Here is a 17471-nt window from a genome sequence, read left to right as displayed (position 1 = left end):
GACAGTAAAGTTTGTGGCTTTTTTAATTTTTAATCTTTATTATTATGGTAAACGAGTTATACATCATTGATAGAAGTAAGGTTCAGTTAAATGAAATTTCTTTTAGTGAAGAATTAAAAGAAGAGATGGATGTTCTTTTGAAAGAATTTGAACATCTGGAAACTTTGAATCAGTTTAATTTACCTATTAATAATAAGATTATTCTTCATGGAAAAACTGGTTGTGGAAAAACCATGACAGCCAAAGCTATTGCAAATCACCTAAACAAGAAACTTTATATTGTAAATCTTGGAAGTATTGTTTCTGCAAAACTGGGTGAAACAGCAAAAAATATCACACATTTATTTAAAAGAGCAGAAAGAGAAAAAGCTGTTTTGTTTTTTGATGAATTTGATTCTCTTGGGAAAATTCGTGATTATGATAATTCGGATAGTGGAGAGATGAAGCGAGTTGTAAATTCAATTTTACAATTAATCGATTATTTACCTTCTACAGCAATTTTGATAGCGGCAACAAATCAGATCCATGTAATTGATGAAGCTCTTTTGAGAAGATTTGATATGAAATTGGAATACAAAGCTCCTAACAAAGAACAATTAGAAGCTTTTTATCAAAAAGAAATGGAAAACTATCCTAAAGAATATAATCAGATTCCAAAATTATTTGATGTTTCTTATGCTGAGGCTAAAATGCATCTTCAAAAAGAAATCAAGAAAAATATTTTACAGACTTTAGAGTATTCTTCTGTTTTGGTTTAAAGTAATTGTTTTAATTTTTCAAAATCATTACTTGTTAGAAGTTGAACGTTTTCAGTAATTTTTTCTATTTCCCAATTCCACCATTTTATTTGAAGAAGTAATTCGATGTTTTCTTCAGAAAATCGTTTTTTTATTACTTTTCCAGGATTTCCACCTATAATACTATAAGGAGAAACATCTTTGGTAACTGTTGTATTTGTTGCAATAATAGCTCCATCTCCAATTTTTATTCCAGGCATGATGGTTACATTGTGTCCAAGCCAAACATCATTACCTATAATAGTATCTCCTTTTGTCGGGTAATTTTTTCCGTCCATAGCATTTTGCCAATCATTTCCAAAAATAGCAAAAGGATAAGCAGAAATACTTTCTGTTAAATGATTTCCTCCATTCATGATAAATTTCACATCTGATGCGATCATGCAGAATTTTCCGATGATTAATTTATCGCCAATAAAGTCAAAATGATATTTAATATTCTTCTCAAAGTTGTCTACATTCTCAAAATCGTCGTAATAAGTATAATCTCCAATCTCAATATTTGGGTTTTTTACCAGATTTTTTAGGAAACATAGCTTATTATAGTTCGGAATTGGAAAAATTTTGTTTTTGTTTGGTGCGGCCATTTTTATGAATAAATTTTGAATCAAATAAAAAACTATTATTTTAAATAAAGAAACCTTAATGAAAACAAATTTTGATTATCAAAACTATATGCTTAAATGTTATGATTATTAGTGTGTTAAAATAAATTAACAAAAATTAAACATTAATAATGTTTAGTTTGTATATTAGGGCTTTTATTTTTTGAAGATAGATGAATAGTTAATATAATAATTATGAATTTTGAATATTTAACACCTGTAGATGAACGATTGTTTGACATTCAATCAAATGCAACTTTAAATTCATTTTTCAATAGCATTGAAGTTCACACAAAAGCTAATGGAATTCCGAGTTTAGAAGGAGTGAAGATTGCGATTATTGGTGTTAATGAGCAGAGAAAATCTATAGGGAATGAAGGGAATGGAGAGGAAGTAGATAAAATTCGTCAAAAATTATATCAACTACATTATGGAAACTGGAATGCAAAAATAGTAGATTTAGGAACTTTAAAACAAGGAGAAACTTATGAGGATACTTGTTTTGCTTTAGAGATTATTCTATCTACTTTAATTTCAGATGAAATTATACCAATTGTAATAGGAGGAGGGCATGATTTGACTTATTCTATGTATAATATATATAAAGGTATAACAAAAGGTGTGAATTTGGCGGTAGTAGATTCAAGATTTGACTTTGGATTGGTGAATTCTGAGATAAATTCTAAATCATATTTAAAAAAGATAATCACAGAAAAACCGAATAATCTTTACAATTTTGCTAATCTTGGATATCAAACCTATTATAATTCGCAAGATGAGATAGAATTATTTGAATCGATGAATTTTGAAACGTATAGAATTGGTGAAATTATTTCAGATTTTCAAGTTGCAGAGCTAGTTTTTAGAGATTCGGATATTGTAAGCATTGATATATCAAGTGTTAGGGCTTCTGATGCACCAGGTAACGCAAATGCTGGGATTAACGGATTTTATGGAGATGAGATTTGTAAAGTTTCAAGATATGCGGGAATAAGTGATCGTGTAAGTTCTTTTGGAATTTTCGAATATAATAGTATTTTTGACACACGATTGTTCACGGCAGAACTAATTTCTCAGATTATTTGGTACTTTATTGAAGGGGTAAATTTAAGGGCTCAAGACTTCCCTTACACCTCATTGGAGAATTATCAAAAATTCATTGTACTTGTTGATAATGAGGAGTTTAATTTTTATAAAAGTCAAAAAAGTGGACGTTGGTGGATGGAAATATCTTTGACAAAAAATACTAATGAGCGAAAAAATACGTTAATACCTTGTACCTATCAGGATTATTTATTGGCAAACAAAAATGAAATACCTGAAAGATTGTATAAATCTTACAAAAGATTAAAATAAATAGGATAATTTTAACGTTTTAATTTATAGTTTGTTAAAGATATAACATAAAAAATAAGAATAATGTTTTAAAAGAAGTATATAAAAAGAATTGCTTTTTATTAAAAAAATTTATAGGTTTACGCACTTTTAGAAAAGATAAATTATAATTATGAAGAAAATAGCGTTTTACATGTTACTCGTTGTAGTAGCTTTTAGTTGTGGTTCAAGCGACAAAGGTGAGCTTGTAGGAGCTCAAACCAAAACTAAATGGATTGGGGAAAAACCATATGGAATGACTTTTATTCCAGGAGGAGCATTTACAATGGGTAAACAAGATGAGGATATTGCTGGAGCGCTTAATACACCAGCAAGAACAGTAACTGTTAGACCATTCTATATGGATGAAACAGAAATTACTAACAGTGAGTATAAAGAATTCGTTTTTTGGGTTCGTGATTCTATCATCAGAACTAAATTAGCGATCTTAGCTGATGAAATGAACGGAGGAGAAGGAGAAGGGACAATCTTAGAAGATTATCAATTCTTAGCAGCTGATACAGCAGATGCTACTCCATATGAAAAATATATGTTAGAGAACTACGGAAGTTTAGGAGATATCAATTCACCAACTCAAGGTAGATTCTTAAACTGGGATGAAGATTTAATTTGGAATACTACAGAATTCCCAGATCAATATTATACAGAAGTAATGGATTCTATGTATTTACCAATCGAAGAGAGTTTTGATGGTAGAAGAATGTTAGATGCTAACATGTTAAAATTTAAATATTCTTATTTAGATGTAGAATCAGCTGCAAGATCTAAGGGAAAAAGATCAGAGCACATTATTCATGAAACTGTACAAGTTTATCCAGATACTACAGTATGGATTAAAGATTTCAAATATTCTTACAATGATCCAATGCACCAAGATTATTTCTTCCACCAAGCTTACGCTGATTATCCAGTAGTAGGAGTTAACTGGGGGCAAGCAAAAGCATTTTGTAGCTGGAGAACTAAAAAGAAAAATGACTATTTAAAAGGTAAGAAAAAAGCAAGTAAAGTTCCTTTCTTCAGATTACCAACTGAGGCTGAGTGGGAGTATGCTGCTCGTGGAGGAATTGACTATGCTACATTCCCATGGGGTACATCTTACACTACAAGTGATCAAGGATGTTTCTTAGCAAACTTTAAACCAAGTCGTGGAGATTATGCAGTAGATAATGCTTTATATACTATGGAAGCTAAAGCATACCACCCAAATCACTATGGATTATATAACATGGCAGGAAATGTTTCTGAGTGGACAAATTCAGCTTATGTTGATCAAGCTTATTACTTAGAGTCTACAATGAATCCAAACGTTGAAGATAGACACAATAAGAGAAAAGCTATTAGAGGAGGATCTTGGAAAGATGTTGCTTACTTCTTAGAGGTTTCAACTCGTGATTTCGAATACGCTGATTCAGCTCGTAGTTATATCGGATTCAGAACTGTTCAAGATTACTTAGGAACAAGCTTAAAAGGAGATAAATAATAGAAAAATAATACTTTAAATTAAACCCAAATAATTAACTAACTTAAATTTTAAAAATTATGGCAAAGTCAAAAGCAGGTAAGAAATTAATGAATATGGCATACGGATTAGGAGCCTCAATTGTAATTATCGGAGCTTTATTCAAAATCTTACACTTAAAATTCGGACCTATCACAGGAGGGGTGATGTTAACAATCGGACTAGTAACAGAGGCATTAATTTTCGCAATTTCTGCATTTGAACCTGTTGAAGAAGAATTAGACTGGACTTTAGTATACCCAGAATTAGCTGGAGGAGCTGCAAAAGAAAGAGAAGCTCAACAAGCTGCACAATCTAACGAGCAATCAATGTTATCTCAAAAATTAGATGATATGTTAAAAGACGCTCAATTAGATGCTAACTTAATGAAGAGTTTAGGAGATTCAATCCGTAACTTCAAAGGTGCTGCTGAAAACATCCAACCAGCTGTAGATTCAATCGCTGCTACATCTAAATATAGCGAGCAATTATCTTTAGCTGCTAACCAAATGGAATCTTTAAATAACTTATATAAAGTACAATTAGAAAGCGCTTCAAGACAAGCTGAGATCAATGCTTCAGTTGCAGATAACGCTGGAAAATTAAAAGAGCAAATGGAATCATTAGCTACTAACCTTTCTTCATTAAACGGAGTTTACGGAGGAATGTTATCAGCAATGACTTCTCGTTAATTAGTTTTTTTTAAAACAAAACAACGATTTTATAAACAAATTAAAAATTTTAAAACTAACTAATTAAATTATGGCAGGAGGTAAATTATCACCAAGGCAGAAAATGGTGAACCTTATGTACTTAGTATTCATCTCGATGTTAGCGATGAATATGTCAAAAGAAGTACTTTCGGCATTCGGGTTTATGAAAGAAAAATTAGTAGACCTTAACAATGATGCAATTACGAAAAATCAAGATGCTTTAGCGCATTTAAAGCAGAAAGCTGAAGAGCAACCAGGAGAATATGGAGATTCTTATAAGACTGCTGAGAAAGTAGCTAATTATTCAAAAGAATTTTATGCATATTTAGAAGGATTAGAGGATAAATTAACAGCAGATTTAGAAGATAAGAAGAATTATGAAGCTATGGACGGAACGGACAAAGTGGATGCTTATTTCTTTACAGCTGATAAACCTAATAAAAACGGTGAAGAGTTTTTAAAGCAAATTAATGATTATAGAACAAACGTTTCGGCTTTATTGACAGCACCTAAGTATGCTCCAATTGTAAAGAATGTTGAAAAACGTTTTGATACTTCTCCAACAGAAAAAGAAGGATTAAAAATCGATTGGATTAAGAGTAGATATGAAGGGTTTCCTTTAATTACTACTTTAGCTAATATCGAGCAAATGCAATCTGATATTAAGAATACAGAGTCTGAAATTTTATCAACTTTATTAGGAACAAGTTTAGCTAGTTCTGCATCTTTAACTAAGTTTGATGCAATGGTTGTTTTTGACAAGTCTGCATATTACCCAGGAGAGCAATTATCAGGAAAAATCGTTCTTGGTAAAAACGATCCTAACTTAACAGCTTCTAAAGTTGTTATTAACGGTGCAACTGTTGATAAGAAAAATATCAAAGCTGGTCAGGTTATGTTAAGTGGATCTGCTGGTGGAGTTGGTGAAAAAGAATTAAAAGGAGAGTTTTTCTTCATGGAAGATGGAAAAGAAATTAAGATTCCAATCACAGGAGGAAAATATTCTGTAATTCCTGAGCCAGGAAGTGCTGTAATTTCAGCTGATAAAATGAATGTTGTATACCGTGGATTAAACAACCCAATGTCTATTTCAATTCCAGGATTACCAGATAACAAAGTAAATGTTTCTGCTCCAGGATTAAAGAAAGGATCTGGAAACGGAAAATATATTTTAAATCCAGGACAAGGAAAAGAAGTGAAAATTGTTGCTTCAGGTACTCTGCCAAGTGGAAAGAAAGTTTCTTCAACTTCTGTATTTAGAATTAAAAATGTTCCAAAACCAGGTGCTACAATTAGAGGGCAATTTGATGCAATTAAATTACCAAAGTCTAGTTTAGAAAAAGCTACAGTTGAAGCAATGATTCCTGACTTTGATTTTGATGTTAAATTGACAACAAATAGTTTCAAAATTAAGATTGAAGGTCAAAATACAATCTTAGTAAATGGAAATAAATTAAATGCAAAAGCTAAGAAAGCTTTAAAGAGAGCTAAACCTGGAAGTACAGTAATGATTTTTGGAGTTAAATCTAAAATGGCAGGAGGAGCGATTAAGGTTAAGGAAGCAACTCCTTTAGTTGTAACTTTACAATAATAATTAAAAATATAGTATATCATGAATTGGAAGAGTTTTACAGTAGCAGCAGTAGCATTATTTACAACAGGTATTGCTAGTGCACAATCAAATTTATTGAATGCTACGTCTCCAGAAGAAATCGGAAAGAAAACACAACAGCAAAAAGATGCTGATAATAACGATAACCCATTAGAATATGGTTTCGTAGATGATAGAGATTTATTATGGTCTAAAGTAACATGGGAATATATTGATTTAAATGAAAGAATCAATTTACCATTGTACTACCCAGTAGATACTAATAATATTTCTTCAGACAGAAGATCATTATATGATACTTTATTAAAAGGAATCCGTCAAGGAAAGGTTACTAAAATCTATGATGATTCTTATTTTACAACTTCAATGACTATCAAAGAAATTGATGAGAAATTAGTTCGTATTGATACATCTGATTATGCAATTGACTTATTAAACGAAGATCCAAATGCTGATATTAGAGATTATGTTGATACATATAACTTAGAATCAAGACACGTTGTAGGATTCCAAATTAGAGGAGTTTGGTACTTTGACAAAAGACAAGGTGAGTTAAAGTATCGTTTAATTGGATTAGCTCCTGTAACACCTGATGTTCAGACTCTTGGGAAAGAGGATGAGTTAGGTGAAAGTGAAAAATTACCTTTATTCTGGGTATATTATCCAGATGCAAGATATGTTTTACACAATGCTAAAGCTTTCAATGAAAAGAATTCAGCATATCCAATTTCTTATGATCATTTATTAAATGCTCGTAGATTTAATGGAATCATTTACAGATCAGAGAATGTTTATGGAAACAGAGATGTTCGTGATTATGTAAGAGGAAATTCATTATTCCAAGTTTTAGAGTCTGATCGTATTAAAGATGAGATTCGTAGTAAAGAACACGATATGTGGAGTTATTAATATAAAACTTTTCCAATTCAAAAAAAGCTCTTGATGAAAATCAAGAGCTTTTTTTGTTTCTAATATTTAGCTTTTATCAACATTTTAAATAGAATCCTTTTTTATATTATTGATGTTTTTAATTAAAATAAGAGAATGAAGAAAAGAGAGGTAGGGTATATGATTAAATTTTTGGTAATAACATGTCATGAATAAATTCTTAATTAAGAATTACTCTTGCCTGAATATAAATAAAAAGGATAAGTCTAAAACAAAAAAAACCAGAGAATAAAATCCTCTGGTTAAACATCAATTGTTGTTAACTTTAAAATAGAAAACCCAATGAAATTAATTCTGATTAATTGTTAATGGTTCAAAATCTGCAACTGCATTTACTGCAGCTCCAGGATGTTCTGTATAAGAAACTCCTTTTTCAAGAGTTAAAAAAGAATCTACATAATCATCATCATTTGTATACCAGCTGTCAGGTAAGGCCTGTAAAATAGCACTTCCAAGAGAACCTAATGCTCCAACCCAAGGTTGATCTGATAAAGAATCTGCAATTTCCGTTACTCCAGAAGCTACATCCGTTACTACATCTTTATAATTTCTACGATCATCTTGTTCGAAAATTTGAATATTTGCTGCTTCAAACTGATAATCTTCCCAATAAAGCATAATTTGATGTGGTTGGTAAGCAACTCCAGCATAATCTAAATAGATCATCGGGATAATATTTAATTCAGGGGAATTGTCTTCATCTTTAATACCTGAAGTAATCGCATACATTTCTGCTGCTCCTAAAATCCATGGTTCCTTATCATCCTGAAGTGTGATTTTAGTCATTTTTGTAACTTCAAGACTTTGTGGAGTTTCTGAATTACGCATTTGCTGATGTCTCAACTGCATTCCAGATGATTGTAATCCTCTTTGTTGTAAAAGTGAATTCATCTGTACAGTTTTTAATTTAAGTGCTTCAAAACCATTATTTTCAAAAACAATAATTGGAGTATTTGGTTTTTGTACCCCATCTAAATACACGGCTCTTCCATTAATATCATACACTTTTACTTCAGACATGTTTTTTTCGTCTAAATTTTCTGGTGCAAAAGCAAATAATAATGATGAATCTTCTGTGAATTTGTCAGGATTTAGCATCCAAACTTCTGTAGCTTTGATACGGTTTGTACGTTGTGTAGCTGAGATTTTATCCAAATAACTTCTCATAAAATCAGTTTCTTCACCAGATTGATTAATATCCGTAAATAGAGTTTCAAACAAGATAGGTGTTATACTTTCTTTGATGCTATTTACAATTCTAGCACTATTTTGATCTTGTTTAAAGACTTTGATAAAGTTTTGGATAAATTGATCTTCTGCAGAAGAAACTTCTACAACTTGAAGGTTTTGTTCTGGTGAAAAGTCTTCTTGCTTTTCACATGATACAGAAGCTAATGCCAATGATACTCCTGTAACGATCGGTAATAAGTTTTTCATGTTAAACATTTTTTAGTTTTCATAATTCGAAACAAACTTATCGAAATAATACTATATTACCTTTCTTTAATACTTTTTTAACACTTCAAAATTACAACTTTAACATATTTGTTATTTTTAACATTTAACTATTTAATAATGTAAAATTGTAAAACGTTAATTGTCAATACTATTAAAAATAAATTCTAAAAATATGATATTGATAATTATATTTTAGATGTTTTTTCTAATAGATTATTTTTAAAATAGATGATATTTTAAGTTGAAAATAAATAATAATTAAACTATTCATCTTTTTGAGTTATAAAAATTAAAATTAAGAACATATAAATTAACAAACTCTCAGATGCACTTTTGGAATTGAAATTTGTTGATAAATAAGATAAAAACCATTCACCACCAATAGTAATAAAAATAAAAAACCATTGAAAAATAGATAAAGTTAATCCTAGAATAGCAAACTTTTTTTTACGATTATATATAGCAGAGGATTTACTTAAATGTTTCAGCATTTGGATTCCGCCATAAAGAGTAAATAAAAAGATTATCGTCTCAAAAAATATTATAATTGAGAAAAAAATCTTAACTACTAATTCAGATTTTATAGAACGCCAACTTTGAGAAGAAGCAAAGCTAGAAATAGAATCCATACCTATTATATTCAAAATATAAGTGAAGTTAGCTTCCCAAAAGAAAATATTATTAAAAAGGACAAAAAAGAAATACAATGAAATTAATAAAACAAAAAATGCTTTGATAAATCGGATTAAATTCATGAGATTCAAATTAAAATTAACTTTAATAAATTTAACATTTTTACAAACATGATAATTTTTTAAAGCTAAATTTTGAATTTTATAACTTTTGATGCTAATATTTTTGTGTTATTCTCATAAAACTCAACGATTAAATGAATTGGATTATAAAATATTTATTTTTTTAAGAAATTTATTTGTTCTATTAAAAAAAATATACATATATTTGCTACGTGGTAGGAGCCCTCCTACCCTCTTTTTCATAGCAATTTTTCCCCGTTCATTAGAGCGGGGTTTTTATTTTAAACTATTTTGTAAAATTCCAATCTTGAAATTCCTCCATATAATTTTCTGAATTAGAAATCATTTTGATAAATGCACTTCCGATAATTGCTCCATTCGCATATTCACAAGCCACATCAAAAGTTTCTTTATTTGAAATTCCAAAACCAATCATTGTTGGGTTTTTTAAATTCATTTTCTGAATTCTTTCAAAATAAGAAATCTGTTTTTCGGAAATAGAGCTTTTTGCTCCTGTAATTGAAGCAGAAGCAACTACATAAATAAAAGTTTCTGACAAAGCATCAATTTTTCTAATTCGCTCTTCTGAAGTTTGTGGAGTAATCAGAAAAACATTTTGAATTCCATATTTTTCAAATTTCTCTTTATAAAACTTTTCATATTCAAAAATTGGTAAATCTGGTAAAATCACCGTTTCAATCCCACAAGTTTTACATCTTTCACAAAATTTATCAACTCCATATTTTAAAACTTGATTCAAATATCCCATCAAAACCATTGGAATAGAAACTTCATTTTTCGCTTTTTCTAGTTGTGAAAACAAAATATCTAGATTCATTCCATTTTCCAGAGCTATTTTACTGCTATTTTGAATTGTTTCTCCATCTGCCATCGGATCTGAATAAGGCATTCCAACTTCTACAAAATCAATTTTATTTTTTTCTAAAGTTTTTAAAATTGGAATTGTACTATCCAGTGTTGGAAATCCAGCAGTAAAAAATAGTGAAGAAATTCTATTTTTCTTCTCTTTGAATATTTTATTTAGTTTATTCATGATCTAAGTATTTTTGATAAGTAGCCAAATCTTTATCTCCTCTTCCTGATAAATTTAAAACCACAACATCGTCTTTTTTGAAATTAATTTTTGATAAAACTGCCAAAGCATGCGCCGATTCCAAAGCAGGAATGATTCCTTCCAATCTTGTCAATTCTAAAGCAGCCTCCAAAGCTTCCATATCTGTTGCATTTAAAAAAGTAGCTCTTTTAGATTGAAATAAATGCGCATGTAATGGTCCAACTCCTGGATAATCCAAACCTGCTGAAATAGAATAAGGCTCGATTACTTGCCCAAATTCATCTTGCATTAACAAAGTTTTACTTCCATGCAAAATTCCCATATCTCCAACCTGAGAAGTTGCAGCAGTTTCTTCAGTTTCCACACCTTTTCCAGCAGCTTCTACAGCGATTAATTCAACGTTTTCATTCTCTAAAAAATGATAAAAAGCTCCAGCAGCATTACTTCCTCCACCAACACAAGCAATAATTTTCGTTGGAAATTCCGTTCCAGTTTTTTCCAATAATTGCGCTTTGATTTCCTCACTAATCACCGATTGCAATTTCGCTACCATATCTGGGTACGGATGCGGCCCAACCACAGAACCGATTAAATAATAAGTATCTTCTGGATTTCCAATCCAATCACGAATTGCTTCGTTTGTAGCATCTTTCAAGGTTTGACTTCCACTTTTCGCAGGAATCACAGTAGCACCCAACATTTTCATTCGTGCAACATTTGGCGCTTGCCTTTCAATATCCACAGCTCCCATATAAACCACACATTCCAAATTCATCAAAGCACAAACCGTTGCAGTTGCTACTCCATGTTGCCCAGCTCCAGTTTCTGCAATAATTCGTTTTTTACCCAAATGTTTTGCAATCAAAATCTGCCCAATAGTATTATTAATTTTATGCGCCCCTGTATGATTTAAATCTTCTCTTTTCAGATAAATCGGCACATGATATTTTTCCGACAATCGCTTTGCAAAATACAATGGCGTTGGTCTTCCAACATAATCTTTCAAAAGTTGAATATATTCTTTCTGAAAAGCTTCTGAACTGATAATTCGTTCATAATTCAAAGCTAATTCTTCCACATTCGGATATAAAAGTTCAGGAATAAAAGCTCCTCCAAACTCTCCGTAATATCCATTTTTATCTACTTTATATTTCATTTCTTAGTTGTGTCTTAAATTGTCTGATTTTCGTAATATTCTTGTATGCTGCCGAAGTTTCAAATCCGCTATTGATGTCGATTCCCATAAATTTCTCATGCTGAAAATCTTTCAAACTCGAAACATCATTTGGCGCAATTCCGCCACTTAAAAGAAAAGGACGAATTCCTGTATAATTTTGAAGCAAATCCCAATTAAATTTCGTTCCATTTCCACCATATTCCTGACCTTTTGTATCAAAAATGAAGAAAGAACAATAAGGTGTATAAGGTATTGTAGTCTGAAAATCGAAAGTCGAATCCACAGAAAATGCCTTAATGATCGAAATATTTTTCTTCATCAAATTAAAACATAATTCCGTCGTTTCATTTCCGTGTAATTGCACATAATCCAAATGATATTCATTCACTTTTTGCTCAATTTCCATTTCTGTAGCATTGACAAAAACCCCAACTTTTTTCACATTTTCAGGAAAAGTAATATTCGGATTATCCGCTACAAACCTTTTCGATTTTTCATAAAAAATATAACCAACAAAATTTGGTTCTTCATCCAGCAACGCATTAATATTCATCGCTTCTCTCATTCCACACACTTTAATTTTCATTTTATTACGATTTGCTTAATTCTTAATTTAAATTCAATTGTTAATTACTGTCACGATACTTTTTGTACAAATATTTTCAGATTTCCAATTTCCCCTCTTGAGAGGGGCTAGGGGTGTGTTTTAAATAAAACAAAATTTCCTTATAATAATTCGTGATAATATTTATTATGATTTTATGTTCAAATATTCAGGGCGAAACCCTTTTTTCAACGTTTCTAAAAACGTTGAAAACGGGTCGGGCTTTCCGTTTCAAGTTTTTCATTTCAAAAAAAGATTTTCTAAGCAATCCGTGGGCTTCCGTTGGTCGCCTCCGTTTGCTAAGAAACTCTAATTTTGAAAAAGAAAAAGCTTTCCACTACAATCCCTTTCGCAAAACAAACATCATAACTTCAAAAAACATTTAACCTATTCAAAAACAGTTTTTTAAAATATTTTAAACCTTAAAAATAAAGACGTAAAATCCCTAGCCTTACTATTTTAGTAAAGTTTTATTTTAGTTTTTCAATAAGTTTTTTGCTAGTTTATTATCTCTATCCCTCCTAAAAAAGGAGAGATAGAGATTTATATTTATGGTTTCGTAGGATACAATTCTTTAATGAAATTCTGACAAGACAATCCTGGATTATCTGTGCTCATAAAATGTTCTCCCATTAAAAACCCTCTAAATCCAACTTGTTGTAAATTTCTAATTGTGTGAATATCGCTAATTCCACTTTCAGAAACTTTTACACAAGAAGCAGGAATCATTTCAGACAAACGAAGTGAATTGTCAACAGAAACTGCAAAAGATTTTAAATCACGATTATTCACACCGATAATTTTATTTGACAATTCTAGTTTATCTAAATCTCTTTCATCATGAACTTCATACAGAACTTCCAAACCAAGATCTTCTGCAAGTTTTCCATAATGTTTTAATTCTTCTTTATTCAAAATTGAAGCGATCAATAAAATTGCATCCGCACCAATTGCTTTCGCTTCTACAATCTGAAAAGCATCTACGATAAAATCTTTTCTCAAAATTGGAATGATATTATTTTCCACTCTTGCAAGCATAAGATCCATCATATTTCCTCCAAAAAAAGCAGTATCCGTCAAGATAGATTGTGCAGCAACTCCAGCTTTTAAATAACCTTTTGTTACATCTGCAATAGTAGATTCCGAATTAATTACTCCTTTTGAAGGCGATTTTCTTTTATATTCAGCAATAATTCCTGTTCCTCCAACACGAGTTAAAGCATCTTTTAGAGAAATCGTTTTTCTTTTAAAATTCGGACTTTCAATCAGTTTTTTCAAAGGAACTTCTGCTTTGAATTTCTCAACTTCTTGCTTTTTATATGCTACAATTTTATCTAAAATATTTTCCATTTTGTCTTATATAATTTTGTCTAAAGTATGTTTTGCTTTTAAACCAAATAACGAAGATTCGGCTTGTTCGTACGCTTGTTCAAAATTAAGCTTTTCATTCATTGTTTGAATTGCAAAAGCAGCATTTGTTAAAACAACATCATTTTGTTCTTTTGTTCCATTTCCATTTAAAATAGTAGTGAAAATTTTCGCAGAACTTTCAACAGAATTTCCTCCAAAAATTGCTTCTGGTTCAATTGTTTTTTTCTCGAAAAATTCTGGTTTTAATAATTGTTCTTTTTCTTTAGAAATAATTTTAAAATCTCCTGTCAAAGAAATTTCGTCATAACCATCTAAACTGTGAACAATTGTATATTTTTTATTTTCCTTTTGCTGAAAAACATAATTATAAGCTCTCGCAACTTCCAAATTAAAAACTCCAACCATTTGATGTGTTGGTTGACTCGGATTTACTAATGGACCTAGAATATTAAAAAATGTTTTCAATCCTAATTCTTTACGAATTGGCGCAACAGCTTTCATCGCAGGATGAAAAAGAGGTGCGTGTAAAAAGCAAATATTTGCTTCCTCCAACTGTTTCTTTAAGATAGAAGAATCTGTTGTAAATTCATAACCAAGATGTGCTAACAAATTCGATGATCCACAAAAAGAAGAAACACCATAATTTCCGTGTTTTGCAACCTTATATCCTGCTCCAGCAACGATGAAAGAAGTTAAAGTCGAAATATTAAACGTATTTTTTCCATCTCCTCCAGTTCCACATAAATCAATCGTTTCATAATCTGATAAATCAACTTTAATAGCCAATTCTAGCAAAGCTTCTTGAAAACCAATCAATTCATCAACAGAAATTGGACGCATCAAGAAAACTGTCATAAAAGCAGCAATTTGCGAAGGATTGTATTGATTATTTGCAATAGCAATCAGAACTTCTTTTGCTTCTTTTTTGTTTAAAGTTTTATGTTCAAAAAGTGCATTTAAAATCGCTTTCATTTTAATTCAATTTAGCATGTTCGATAAAATTTTTCACCATCTGCGTTCCTTCAGGAGTTAACACAGATTCTGGATGAAATTGTACAGCACTTATATTAAATTCTTTGTGTCGAATTGCCATAATTCCATCCGTTTCATCCGTTGCAGTAATTTCCAATTCTTCTGGGAAATTTTCTCTACTTGCAATCCAAGAATGGTATCGAGCAGCTTCAAAAGTTTGTGGAATATTTTGAAAAACAATAGAATCATTTTTCACAACTTTCATAGGTGTAGAAACTCCATGAAATACTTCATTCATATTGATAATTTTTCCACCAAAAACTTCTGTAATAGCTTGCAATCCTAAACAAACTCCAAAAATTGGTTTCTTTCCAGTGTATTCTCTAATCACATCTTTCAAAATCCCAGCTTCTTCAGGAATTCCAGGGCCTGGCGAAAGAATAATCATATCATAAGCAGCAACTTCTGCTACAGAAATTTCATCATTTCTAAAAACACTTGGCAATTCTCCTGTGATTTTTTCCACCATGTGAACCAAGTTATAAGTGAATGAATCGTAGTTATCTATAATTATAATTTTCATTTTTCTCTTCTTTTAATTGGTGAGCTAATTTCAATTTACCTCAAAAGTTCTTGTTGTTTATTACGATAATCTTTTATTGTCTTTTTTATCATACGTAGCTCTGCTATGCATTCCAAAAAATACTTCAAAATATCATCATACTAAACAATAATAATATTTTGTTACAAATTAAAACTAACTCAAATTGTTTCTGCCAAATGCAATGCTTTTTTCAAAGCAGCAAGCTTATGATTTACTTCTTGTAATTCTTTTTCTTCTTCCGAATGAATCACAACTCCAGCTCCAGCTTGGTAATAAAGTGAATTATTTTTGCTTACAAATGAGCGAATTGCAATAGCCAAATTTACATCATCATTTAAACCTATAAAACCAATTCCTCCACCATAAAAACCACGTTGCTGATTTTCATATTTATTGATTAACTCCATGGCTTTATATTTTGGAGCTCCACTTAGAGTTCCAGCAGGAAAAGTTCCACCAATCATCTGAATCGAATCGTCTTTTAATTTCCCTTCCACAGATGAAACTAAATGAATCACATGACTAAAAAACTGAATTTCTTTGAAAACTTCCACATTCACATTGGACGCATGACGACTTAAATCATTTCTAGCCAAATCTACTAACATCACATGTTCTGCATTTTCCTTTTCATCTTCTGAAAGTTGTACGGCTAATTTTCTGTCTTCTTCATCATTTCCTGTTCTCTTGAAAGTCCCAGCAATAGGGTGCATGATTGCTTTTTTATCTTTAATTTTCAACTGCGCTTCCGGAGAAGAACCCATTAATTTAAAACTTCCATAATCAAAATAAAAAAGATATGGAGAAGGATTTATCGAACGAAGAGCACGATAAACATTGAAATCATCACCAGAAAAATCTTGTTTAAATTGACGAGAAACTACCATTTGAAACACATCTCCACGTTGACAATGTGCTTTAGCGTTAGTCACATAATTTTTAAATTCTTCGTTTGTGCAATTAGAAGATTCTTCACCGACAGTTTGAAAACTATAATTTGTCAAAGAAGAAGAAACCAGATATTTTTTAATTTCTTCAATTCTAGAATTTTCATTTTTAGGTTTATTTTCAAGAATGTATAATTCATTTTTGAAATGATTTATAGCAATGATAAATCTAAAAAAGCTGAATTGAAGCGTTGGAATTTCAGAGCTTGGTTTTGGATTTGTGAATTTTAATTTCTCAAAATATTGTACAGATTCGAAAGTCATATAACCATAGAATCCATTGAAATTTTCTGTTTTTTTTGTTTGCTCAATTTCAATATTTCTTTTAAAAACCTCAAAAACTTCTGAAAAATTATTTTCAATTATTTTCTCTTCTAAAATTTCATTGTAATAAGAAAAACTCACATTTTCCTCTTCAGCTTTGATTGTCAACATTGGTTCTACACATAAAAAAGAAAAGCTGTTTTCTTTCGTATGATAATCCGAACTTTCCAACAAAAGGCTATTTGCAAATTTGTCGCGAATCTTCAAATACAAACTCACTGGTGTGATTGTGTCTGAAAGATATTTTTCCGAAATGGTTTCAAATTTAAATTTTCTCATGATTTATTGCACAAAAAAAGGGCTTATCGTGAAGATAAGCCCCTTGTATATATTTTTAAAAATAGTATATAGCGTTACTCCTCACTTATTTTGATAAGAGAGCTGTGCCACCAGATATTATTTTGTAAATTCAACATTTGATTGTTTTTTCTTTTGTAAAAATTATATTTCGAAATATGGTTACAAATGTATGATAGATTTTTAAATATCAAAACGTAAAATAGAAAGAAAACCTTTTTTTAACATTTGAAAGATGAATTTTTTCTTGTTTGAAATCTTCTGTAAGCCTTTGTTTAATAGGAGGTTTTGTGAAAAAATATTACTTCTAAAATATTAA

At 30.4% G+C, this 17471-nt stretch carries 16 protein-coding genes; 6 read left to right on the top strand and 10 right to left on the bottom strand.

Annotated features, from left to right (window positions below; translation table 11 throughout):
• Nucleotides 1–44: 44 nt before the first annotated feature.
• Entirely contained in the window at nucleotides 45–758 is a 714-nt protein-coding gene (locus I0K12_RS17905) for an AAA family ATPase (protein WP_196889515.1), read from the top strand.
• On the opposite strand, the gene I0K12_RS17900 is transcribed toward I0K12_RS17905, so the two are convergent.
• Nucleotides 755–1384 carry a CatB-related O-acetyltransferase gene (locus I0K12_RS17900; protein ID WP_196889514.1) on the bottom strand — a complete coding sequence of 210 codons (630 nt, stop codon included), beginning with the start codon at nucleotides 1382–1384 and terminating at the stop codon, nucleotides 755–757. The two genes, I0K12_RS17905 and I0K12_RS17900, sit on opposite strands and share 4 nt — an antisense overlap.
• 213 nt (nucleotides 1385–1597) lie before the next feature.
• Here I0K12_RS17900 and I0K12_RS17895 point away from each other — a divergent pair, with 213 nt between their 5' ends.
• The 5 genes from I0K12_RS17895 to gldN all read left to right on the top strand — a co-directional run bounded on the left by I0K12_RS17895 (nucleotide 1598) and on the right by gldN (nucleotide 7529).
• Nucleotides 1598–2758 carry a formimidoylglutamase gene (locus tag I0K12_RS17895; protein WP_196889513.1) on the top strand — a complete coding sequence of 387 codons (1161 nt, stop codon included), beginning with the start codon at nucleotides 1598–1600 and terminating at the stop codon, nucleotides 2756–2758.
• Between the two features lie 151 nt (nucleotides 2759–2909).
• Nucleotides 2910–4277: a gliding motility lipoprotein GldK gene (gene gldK / locus I0K12_RS17890; protein WP_196889512.1), complete on the top strand. Its 1368-nt coding sequence runs from the start codon at nucleotides 2910–2912 to the stop codon at nucleotides 4275–4277.
• A 59-nt stretch (nucleotides 4278–4336) separates the two neighbouring features.
• Nucleotides 4337–4987, top strand: coding sequence for a gliding motility protein GldL (gene gldL, locus I0K12_RS17885; RefSeq protein ID WP_196889511.1), 651 nt, complete (start codon nucleotides 4337–4339; stop codon nucleotides 4985–4987).
• Nucleotides 4988–5057: 70 nt separating this feature from the next.
• The gene (gene gldM, locus I0K12_RS17880; protein ID WP_196889510.1) at nucleotides 5058–6599 is read left to right on the top strand and encodes a gliding motility protein GldM; all 1542 of its coding nucleotides are present in this window, start codon (nucleotides 5058–5060) and stop codon (nucleotides 6597–6599) included.
• Between the two features lie 21 nt (nucleotides 6600–6620).
• A complete protein-coding gene (gldN, locus tag I0K12_RS17875) occupies nucleotides 6621–7529 on the top strand; it encodes a gliding motility protein GldN (protein WP_196889509.1) in 909 nt (302 codons plus the stop codon).
• Nucleotides 7530–7856: 327 nt separating this feature from the next.
• On the opposite strand, the gene I0K12_RS17870 is transcribed toward gldN, so the two are convergent.
• The 9 genes from I0K12_RS17870 to I0K12_RS17830 form a co-directional block, all read right to left on the bottom strand.
• A complete protein-coding gene (locus tag I0K12_RS17870; RefSeq protein WP_196889508.1) occupies nucleotides 7857–9005 on the bottom strand; it encodes a DUF3103 family protein in 1149 nt (382 codons plus the stop codon).
• Between the two features lie 284 nt (nucleotides 9006–9289).
• The gene (locus I0K12_RS17865) at nucleotides 9290–9781 is read right to left on the bottom strand and encodes a DUF2165 family protein (protein ID WP_196889507.1); all 492 of its coding nucleotides are present in this window, start codon (nucleotides 9779–9781) and stop codon (nucleotides 9290–9292) included.
• A 286-nt stretch (nucleotides 9782–10067) separates the two neighbouring features.
• Entirely contained in the window at nucleotides 10068–10835 is a 768-nt protein-coding gene (gene trpA / locus I0K12_RS17860; protein WP_196889506.1) for a tryptophan synthase subunit alpha, read from the bottom strand.
• Nucleotides 10828–12012: a tryptophan synthase subunit beta gene (gene trpB / locus I0K12_RS17855; RefSeq protein WP_196889505.1), complete on the bottom strand. Its 1185-nt coding sequence runs from the start codon at nucleotides 12010–12012 to the stop codon at nucleotides 10828–10830. Before trpB ends, trpA begins: the two co-directional genes overlap by 8 nt.
• Complete coding sequence (locus I0K12_RS17850; protein WP_196889504.1) at nucleotides 12002–12619, bottom strand: phosphoribosylanthranilate isomerase; 618 nt, start codon at nucleotides 12617–12619, stop codon at nucleotides 12002–12004. Before I0K12_RS17850 ends, trpB begins: the two co-directional genes overlap by 11 nt.
• Nucleotides 12620–13186: 567 nt before the next feature.
• Entirely contained in the window at nucleotides 13187–13987 is an 801-nt protein-coding gene (trpC, locus tag I0K12_RS17845; protein WP_196889503.1) for an indole-3-glycerol phosphate synthase TrpC, read from the bottom strand.
• A 6-nt stretch (nucleotides 13988–13993) separates the two neighbouring features.
• Nucleotides 13994–14980 (bottom strand): anthranilate phosphoribosyltransferase, encoded by a 987-nt coding sequence (gene trpD / locus I0K12_RS17840; protein ID WP_196889502.1) that lies wholly within the window; start codon nucleotides 14978–14980, stop codon nucleotides 13994–13996.
• A gap of 1 nt (nucleotide 14981) precedes the next feature.
• Entirely contained in the window at nucleotides 14982–15563 is a 582-nt protein-coding gene (locus tag I0K12_RS17835) for an anthranilate synthase component II (RefSeq protein ID WP_196889501.1), read from the bottom strand.
• Nucleotides 15564–15742: 179 nt separating this feature from the next.
• Nucleotides 15743–17134: an anthranilate synthase component I family protein gene (locus I0K12_RS17830; RefSeq protein WP_196889500.1), complete on the bottom strand. Its 1392-nt coding sequence runs from the start codon at nucleotides 17132–17134 to the stop codon at nucleotides 15743–15745.
• Nucleotides 17135–17471 lie beyond the last annotated feature (337 nt).

Source organism: Aureivirga sp. CE67 (assembly GCF_015767245.1).
Lineage (GTDB): Bacteria > Bacteroidota > Bacteroidia > Flavobacteriales > Flavobacteriaceae > Aureivirga.
This window is presented reverse-complemented; position numbering and strand designations above follow the sequence as displayed.